The sequence below is a fragment of the Sphingopyxis soli genome (assembly GCF_018682675.1).
Classification (GTDB): Bacteria; Pseudomonadota; Alphaproteobacteria; order Sphingomonadales; family Sphingomonadaceae; genus Sphingopyxis; species Sphingopyxis soli.
Genome location: NZ_JAFMTR010000068.1, coordinates 66,955 through 74,638, shown reverse-complemented (window position 1 = coordinate 74,638; position 7,684 = coordinate 66,955). Strand labels below are relative to the sequence as shown.

Sequence of the window (7,684 nt, the reverse complement as noted above, 5' to 3'; positions counted from 1 at the left end):
CGGCCCCCCGCCTTCGCGGGGGCGACGAGCTGGCTACTCGGCCGCTTCCTCGACCATCACCTTCTTGTAGATGCTCGTCCGCGGATAAGAGCAGAGACGCTTCACCATCGGCTCGAAGAATTCCAGCGGCAGGGTGTCGTAGTCGGGGTCGAACGCCGGCGCGTCATATTTCTCGCAGAATTCGGCGCAGGCCGCGTAATGGGGGCTATCCTTGTACTGGTCGCGCATGTCGCGGTCGAGGCCGATATAGTGAAAGAAATAATGGCCCTGGAAGATGCCGTGATGCTGGACGATCCAGAGATTCTCTTCCGACAGGAAAGGCTTCAGGATCGCCGCCGCGACGTCGGGATGGTTGAACGCGCCCAGCGTGTCGCCGATGTCGTGGAGCAGCGCCATGACGACATATTCCTCGTCGCGGCCGTCGCGGTGCGCGCGCGTCGCGGTCTGCAGGCAATGTTCGAGACGGTCGACCGGAAAGCCGCCGTAATCGCCGCCGAGCAGCTTCAGATGGTCGAGAATGCGCTTGCCGTTGTTCGGCGCGAATTCCTTCTGCTCGCGCGCAATGATGTCCCAGTCTTCCTGCGTTCCGTCGATCATCGAGCGGAACGTCGCATGCTCGTGCGTCATCTCGGTCATGGCAGCCTCTCCTGATTTGGCGGAGAGCCTATCCTATTCGTTGTTATTTGCAACGTTATAGGTCTTGACCTCGGCCTGCGTCAGGCAGCGGCGCGTCGACTTGTCCTCGGCATTGGCGATCGCCTTCTGCCGGTACATCACCTCGGTCAGCAGCTTGCGCGACACCCCCATGCGGATCAGAAAGTCATTATCCTCGCTCGCCAGCAGCGCGGCGTCCTGTTCGATGTCGCCGATCAGTTCCTTGGTCGCGTCGGTGCCCATCGCGACGCTCATGTCGATCGACTGGCGGTCGCCGGTGCGGGTGAACATATGGACGATGAACAGGCCGCCGGGATCGATCACGCGCGGCTGTCCGCCCATGAAGATGAAGTTGCACGCGCTGAAACACGCCCAGCCCGCCGGAATGCGCGTCATCAGCCCGAAGTTCGACCGGATGATGCGCCCAGCGGCATTGCCCGCGCGCGCATCGCCGCCGGGCGAGCTCAGCCAGACTTCGCCGACATCGGGATTGGCCTCGAGCGCCTTTTTTAGCCGGTCGGGGGCGCCGGCATCGATCCGCCCCTCGGCGAGCAGCACCTTCGCGCCGCCCTTGGTCGCCGGCGTGAAGGTCATCGTGGGATTCGCGGACCAGCCGGGGTTCGCCGGACAGGTCGGGTTCGCGGGGTCCATCTTGACCTTCGCGGCGCCGGTCAGGCTCGCAAGGCACGCGGCCGCCAGCGCGACGCGCGCGATCCTAGGCCGCAAGGACATAGCGCGACTGTCCGGGACCACGGCACATCTTCTTGGAAACGCGCGTTTCCTCGCCCTCGACGATCACCACGTCGGTGACGTTCATGCAGCTCGTGCCGTCGGCGAGCTGGTTCTTCGACGCGACGGTCGACGATCCGCTGACATTCTCGCGTGTCGTGCTGGTCCAGCTTGCGGTTTCGCCGACGTCGCCGCCGCGCGTGACCTGCTCGGTCGCTGCCGCCGCCTGCACCTGCTCCTTCGGGTCGAGCTTGCAGGCGATGGCGTTGGTCAGAGTGCCGCTGACCTCGGCGATCGGCACATAGCTATAGACGCCGGCCTTGCTCGCCGCGCTGCCGATCGCGCTGTCGAGTACGCCGCCGATGATCGCGCGGCCCGCGCCGCTGCCCTTCTTGCCCTTCGGACAGCCGCCATTGTCGCTGTCGCTGGACGTCGGCGCCGGGCTCGGCGTCGTCACGTTGCGCAAGATACTGCCGAACTGCGCCTGCGCCGGCGCCACGGCAAGCATGCAGGCCGCCATCATGGCCGGGGCACCCCATAGTCTGTGCTTCATCGAACCGTCCCTCACCGCGCCCTTATCGGGCAACTCGCGACCCCTGTCGCATCATTTCATGCCATTTGCTGTGATTTTCATCAACAACCGGTGAAATGTCATGCTGGCAGGTTGAATTAGCGCTGAATATGTCACAGTAACGGTCCATGCTCTCGCAAAAGACCCGTTACACGATCCGCGCGTTCCAGCATCTTGCCGACCATTGGGGCAAGGGCCAGGTCCAGCTGGCGGATATTGCGGAAGCGCAGAATATCCCGCCGAAATTCCTGACCGTGATCCTGTCGGAAATGGCGCGCGAAGGCCTGCTCATCTCGCAGCGCGGCCGCGACGGCGGCTACCAGCTCGCGCTGCCGCCGATCGACATCAGCTATGGCGACCTCGTCCGCCTGACGCGCGGCTCGCTCGCGCTTGTCCCCTGTGCCGCGCGCAATGCGCACGAGCAATGCAAGAACTGCCTGCCCGAAGCCGAATGCCGGATGCGCAGCCTGATGCTGAAGGTCCGCGACGACATGGCGGCGATCCTCGACCGCATCACCCTCGCCGACCCGATCAAGATGGAGCCATTGTTCGAGAAGGAAGAAGCGGCGGAATAGCCGCGTCATCTCCTGCGCAACAAAAAAGGCCCGCTTTCGCGGGCCTTTTGGGAAATGGTGGAGCCTAGCGGGATCGAACCGCTGACCTCTACAATGCCATTGTAGCGCTCTCCCAGCTGAGCTAAGGCCCCGTGCCATTTCAGGATCGCTGTGGCCAATATCCTTGGCTACTGCGACCGGGACGCCGCCTTTACCAGCGCGCGTCCGTTATGCAAGGGGCCAAATGCGTTCGATGACGCTTTTTTGGCCCCTGCGTATCGAACTCCGCAAGATCAGCCTTCTTCGTCCTCGTCGTCGCCGGTCGCGACGCCCAGATCGTCGTCGCCGCCGAGGTCGACGTCGTTATCGGGCGAATCGGTGTCCTCATCGACATCGACGTCCAGATCCAGATCGTCGTCCGCCTCCGGCTCGGCCACGACCTTGCCCGGCTTTTCGACTTCCTCGAACGGCATCGGCTGCTTCGATTTCAGGACCGATTCCGGTATCCACGCATAACCGCAGTTGATGCAGGTGACCGGATCGTCCTTGGTCAGATCATAGAATCGGGTGGCACATTTCGGGCAGCTGCGCTTCGCGCCCCATTCAGCCTTTACCATAACAGCCTCGTAAACCTCTGAAGAAAGGGTAGGAATTTCGGAAGAAAGACAGCGCCGACAGGGCCGTCCGCCAAATTGGCGTGCGCCTTGCCAGATTGTTTGCCCGCTGTCAAAAGCCGCACGCCATGACAGACCAGACCGCCCGCCCGCGCCGCTTTTCCGCCTCCGCTCCGCTCAAAGGTAGGATCGCGATTCCCGGTGACAAGAGCATCTCGCACCGTTCGCTGATGCTGTCGGCGCTCGCGGTCGGAACCAGTCGCGTCACCGGGCTCCTCGAAGGGCACGATGTTCTGGCGACCGCCGCCGCGATGCGCGCGATGGGCGCGGGCATCGCGCGGCGGGGCGACGGCGAATGGGTCATCGACGGCGTCGGGGTCGGCGCGCTGCTTCAGCCGCGCGAAGCGCTCGACATGGGCAACAGCGGCACCTCGACCCGCCTCCTCATGGGCCTCGTCGCGAGCCATTCGATCACCGCGACCTTCGTGGGCGACGCCAGCCTGTCGGGCCGCCCGATGGGCCGGGTCATCGATCCGCTGTCGCAGATGGGCGCCGACATTTCGGCGTCACCCGGTGGCCGCCTGCCGCTGATGGTGCGCGGCCTCGCCCCCGCCATCCCCCTCGCCTATCGCCTGCCGATGGCGTCGGCGCAGGTGAAGAGCGCGATACTGCTCGCCGGCCTCAACACCCCCGGCATCACCGAGGTGATCGAGCCCGTTCCGACGCGCGACCATAGCGAACGGATGCTGAGGGGCTTCGGCGCCGACCTCAGCGTCGAAACCGAGCCCGACGGCACCCGCCACATCCGCATCCGCGGCGAGGCCGAACTCAAGCCGCAGACGATCGTGGTCCCCGGCGATCCGTCGTCGGCCGCCTTCTTCATCGTCGCGGCGCTGATTGTTCCCGGTTCGGACATCACCATCGCCAACGTCGGCCTCAACCCGACGCGCGCCGGGCTGATCGAGGTTCTCCAACAGATGGGCGGCGACATCGAACTGGTCGACGCGCGCGAAGTCGGCGGCGAACCCGTCGCCGACCTTCGCGTCCGCCACAGTGCCTTGAAAGGTATCGAGATCGACCCGGCCGTCGTGCCGAGCATGGTCGACGAATTCCCGATCCTCTTTATCGCCGCCGCGCTGGCCGAGGGGCGCACCGTCACGACCGGCCTCGACGAACTGCGCGTCAAGGAAAGCGACCGCCTTGCCGTCATGGCGACGGGCCTGCAGGCCATCGGGGCGCGGGTCGAGGAAAGCGAGGACGGCTTGATCATCGACGGCACCGGCGGCGACCCGGTGCCTGGCGGAGCCACCATCGCGGGCCATCTCGACCACCGCATCTGCATGAGTTTCGCGGTCGCGGGGCTCGTCAGCAAGGCGCCGGTCGAAATCGACGACATGGCGCCCGTCGCGACCAGCTTCCCGAATTTCGAGGCTTTGCTCGAAGGACTGCGGGCGTGATCATCGCCGTCGACGGCCCCACCGCGTCGGGCAAGGGCACGATCGCGCGCGCGCTTGCCGACCATTTCGGCCTTCCCGTACTCGACACCGGGCTGCTTTATCGCGCGGTCGGTTATCAGACGCAGCTGGGCCACGGCGATCCCGACAACGCCGCCGACGCGCTCGCCGCCTGCGACTTCCCCGACACGCTGCTCGACGATCCCGCGCTCCGCTACGAAAGCACAGGCGGCCTCGCGAGCCGCGTTTCGATCCACCCGGCGGTACGCAAGGCATTGTTCCAGCGGCAGGTCGATTTCGCGAACCAGCCCGGCGGCGCGGTGCTCGACGGGCGCGATATCGGCACGGTCATCGCGCCGCACGCCGACGCCAAGCTGTTCGTCACAGCCTCGCCCGAAGAGCGCGCGCGCCGACGCCATGCCGAAATGCGCGCGCGCGGGGTCGATGTCACCTATGATGCGGTTCTTGCCGACGTCCACGCCCGCGACGCGCGCGACACCGGCCGCGCCGACGCGCCACTGCTCCGCGCCGACGACGCGCTGCTGCTCGACAACAGCGATATGGATATCGACGAAGCGATCGCGGCCGCGATCGCCTTTGTCGAGACCAAGGTCGGGCGACCCGGCTGATCTCGGGCCGCGTTTGACGCGGGGGCAGGCCCGGCGTGATTGGCCTATGCCCCGCCCACGCCCTTCCGCAGATCGCGCGCTCAGGTGATGGCGGAATCGGCGCAGTTCCCGCTGGCCACATTGCCACGGTTGCGCTCCACCTTGCGGGCGATCGTCGACGGCTGGCGATCCAGAGCTGCGGCGATTTGCCGGGTCGATTGCCCGTCTTCATGAAGACGGACGATCGACCAGCACTCCTGAATCGACAGCTGACGGCATCTCGACTTGGCGGCACCCTATCAGGGTCCTGACCCTGGGTGTTGCACTTTGTTTGCGAACTCCAGGGGGCCATTCAGGCGGCGAGGGCATGACCCCCGGATCAAGCCTGTCGAAGGGCGCGCGGTGACGATGAAAGCAAGGTTTCGCCTTGCCTTTGCGTACCCTCCGTCATATACGCGCGCCGTCCGACGGGCTTTGGCCGGTCGAGGCACGGACGAACCGCCGCTCTGCAACCATGAGCGTCGGGCGTGACGGGATGCACTCGTCGCGCCCTTTTTGCTTTGCCCCTGCCCCGATTTGCAAAGGCTCGAAGGACGTCCTGCATCGCATCCGGCGGGCAGGACGGATCGGCCAAAAGACCAGCGGAACCAACCGCTTGGCCGGAACAGATGAAGTAAGGAAGAACCCATATGGCCTCTACGGCTTTTCCGTCGCGCGACGATTTCGCCGCGATGCTCGACGAATCGCTGGGTGGTGCCGATGGCGGCTTTGAAGGCCGCGTCGTCAAGGGCACCGTGACCGCGATCGAAAACGACCTGGCAGTGATCGACATCGGCCTGAAGAGCGAAGGCCGCGTGCCGCTTCGCGAATTCGCGATGCCGGGCCAGAAGGCCGACCTCAAGGTCGGCGACGAAGTCGAAGTCTATGTCGACCGCGTCGAGAACGCCAATGGCGAAACCATGCTGTCGCGCGACCGCGCTCGCCGCGAAGCCGCGTGGGACCGCCTGGAAGAAGAATTCAACAAGGAAGCCCGCGTCGAAGGCGTCATCTTCGGCCGCGTCAAGGGCGGCTTCACCGTCGACCTCGGCGGCGCCGTGGCGTTCCTGCCCGGCAGCCAGGTCGACATCCGCCCCGTGCGCGACGTCGGTCCGCTCATGGACCTGCCGCAGCCCTTCCAGATCCTCAAGATGGATCGCCGCCGCGGCAACATCGTCGTGTCGCGCCGCGCCATCCTGGAAGAAACGCGCGCCGAACAGCGTTCGGGCCTGATCCAGAACCTCGAAGAAGGCCAGATCATCGAAGGCGCGGTCAAGAACATCACCGACTATGGTGCGTTCGTCGACCTCGGCGGCATCGACGGCCTGCTGCATGTCACCGACATGAGCTACAAGCGCGTCAACCACCCGAGCGAAGTCATCAACATCGGTGACACCGTCCGCGTCCAGATCATCCGCATCAACCGCGACACGCAGCGCATCAGCCTCGGCATGAAGCAGCTCGAAAGCGATCCGTGGGAAGGCGTCGCCGCCAAGTACCCGGTCGGTGCGAAGCTGTCGGGCACGGTCACGAACATCACCGACTACGGTGCGTTCGTCGAACTCGAACCCGGCATCGAAGGGCTGGTCCACGTCAGCGAAATGTCGTGGGTCAAGAAGAACGTCCACCCCGGCAAGATCGTCTCGACGAGCCAGGAAGTCGACGTCATCGTCCTCGAAGTCGACAGCGACAAGCGCCGTATCTCGCTTGGCCTAAAGCAGGCCCAGTCGAACCCGTGGGGCGCCTTTGCCGAGGCGCACCCGGTCGGTTCGGTCGTCGAAGGCGAAGTCAAGAACGCCACCGAATTCGGTCTGTTCGTCGGCCTGCCGGGCGACGTCGACGGCATGGTCCACATGTCGGACATCGCGTGGGGCATCTCGGGCGAGGAAGCCCTGCACCTCCACCGCAAGGGCGAGACTGTGCAGGTCGTCGTTCTCGACGTCGACGTCGAGAAGGAACGCATCAGCCTGGGCATCAAGCAGCTTGAAAAGGGCGCTCCCGCCGTTGGTGGCGGCGTTGCCGCTTCGGGCTCGCTCAAGAAGAACGACGTCGTCACCGTCTCGGTGCTTGAAGTCCGCGACAACGGCCTCGAAGTGCAGGCCGGCGAAGATGGCGCCACCGGCTTCATCAAGCGCGCCGACCTCGGCCGCGACCGCGACGAACAGCGCCCCGAGCGCTATCAGGTCGGCCAGAAGTTCGATGCCATGGTCACCGGCTTCGACCGTTCGAAGAAGCCCAGCTTTTCGGTCAAGGCGATGCAGATCGCCGAAGAGAAGGAAGCTGTCGCGCAGTACGGCTCGTCGGATTCGGGCGCATCGCTCGGCGACATCCTCGGCGAAGCGCTGAAGGCCGGCAAGAAGGACTGATAATTTCGTCCGTCTGCCGTCAGGCAACAGAAAAGGCCCGCGAAGTGTCCCTTCGCGGGCCTTTTTCTTTCAGTGATATATTTTGACCGAACAGTGAT

8 protein-coding genes, 1 tRNA gene and 1 pseudogene are annotated in these 7,684 nt (G+C 65.0%); 4 read left to right on the top strand and 6 right to left on the bottom strand.

The window, feature by feature from the left end; translation table 11 throughout:
• Positions 1-33: 33 nt before the first annotated feature.
• Genes J1N50_RS11400 through J1N50_RS11390 form a run of 3 tightly spaced genes read right to left on the bottom strand, consistent with a single transcriptional unit; the run spans position 34 to position 1,936 of the window.
• A complete protein-coding gene (locus J1N50_RS11400) occupies positions 34-636 on the bottom strand; it encodes an HD domain-containing protein (RefSeq protein WP_215353569.1) in 603 nt (200 codons plus the stop codon).
• A gap of 33 nt (positions 637-669) precedes the next feature.
• The gene (locus J1N50_RS11395) at positions 670-1,386 is read right to left on the bottom strand and encodes a COG3904 family protein (protein WP_246553399.1); all 717 of its coding nucleotides are present in this window, start codon (positions 1,384-1,386) and stop codon (positions 670-672) included.
• Positions 1,370-1,936, bottom strand: coding sequence for a hypothetical protein (locus J1N50_RS11390; protein WP_215353568.1), 567 nt, complete (start codon positions 1,934-1,936; stop codon positions 1,370-1,372). The genes J1N50_RS11395 and J1N50_RS11390 overlap by 17 nt, the downstream gene beginning before the upstream one ends.
• A gap of 146 nt (positions 1,937-2,082) precedes the next feature.
• Between J1N50_RS11390 and J1N50_RS11385 the strand changes: the two genes are divergently transcribed.
• Complete coding sequence (locus J1N50_RS11385; RefSeq protein WP_215353567.1) at positions 2,083-2,529, top strand: RrF2 family transcriptional regulator; 447 nt, start codon at positions 2,083-2,085, stop codon at positions 2,527-2,529.
• A 55-nt stretch (positions 2,530-2,584) separates the two neighbouring features.
• Here the strand turns inward: J1N50_RS11385 and J1N50_RS11380 are convergent.
• Together J1N50_RS11380 and J1N50_RS11375 are read right to left on the bottom strand one after the other, a co-directional pair.
• Positions 2,585-2,660, bottom strand: a tRNA-Ala gene (locus J1N50_RS11380).
• Between the two features lie 141 nt (positions 2,661-2,801).
• Positions 2,802-3,125, bottom strand: a complete 324-nt coding sequence (locus tag J1N50_RS11375) for an FYDLN acid domain-containing protein (RefSeq protein WP_215353566.1) — start codon at positions 3,123-3,125, stop codon at positions 2,802-2,804.
• A gap of 125 nt (positions 3,126-3,250) precedes the next feature.
• Here J1N50_RS11375 and aroA point away from each other — a divergent pair, with 125 nt between their 5' ends.
• Positions 3,251-4,579: a 3-phosphoshikimate 1-carboxyvinyltransferase gene (gene aroA, locus J1N50_RS11370; protein WP_215353565.1), complete on the top strand. Its 1,329-nt coding sequence runs from the start codon at positions 3,251-3,253 to the stop codon at positions 4,577-4,579.
• Complete coding sequence (locus J1N50_RS11365; protein ID WP_215353564.1) at positions 4,576-5,205, top strand: (d)CMP kinase; 630 nt, start codon at positions 4,576-4,578, stop codon at positions 5,203-5,205. The genes aroA and J1N50_RS11365 overlap by 4 nt, the downstream gene beginning before the upstream one ends.
• Positions 5,206-5,327: 122 nt before the next feature.
• Here the strand turns inward: J1N50_RS11365 and J1N50_RS18105 are convergent.
• Positions 5,328-5,453, bottom strand: a pseudogene (locus J1N50_RS18105) (helix-turn-helix domain-containing protein); the annotation flags it as partial.
• 420 nt (positions 5,454-5,873) lie between these two features.
• Between J1N50_RS18105 and rpsA the strand changes: the two are divergent.
• A complete protein-coding gene (gene rpsA, locus J1N50_RS11355) occupies positions 5,874-7,586 on the top strand; it encodes a 30S ribosomal protein S1 (RefSeq protein ID WP_215353563.1) in 1,713 nt (570 codons plus the stop codon).
• Positions 7,587-7,684: the final 98 nt, after the last annotated feature.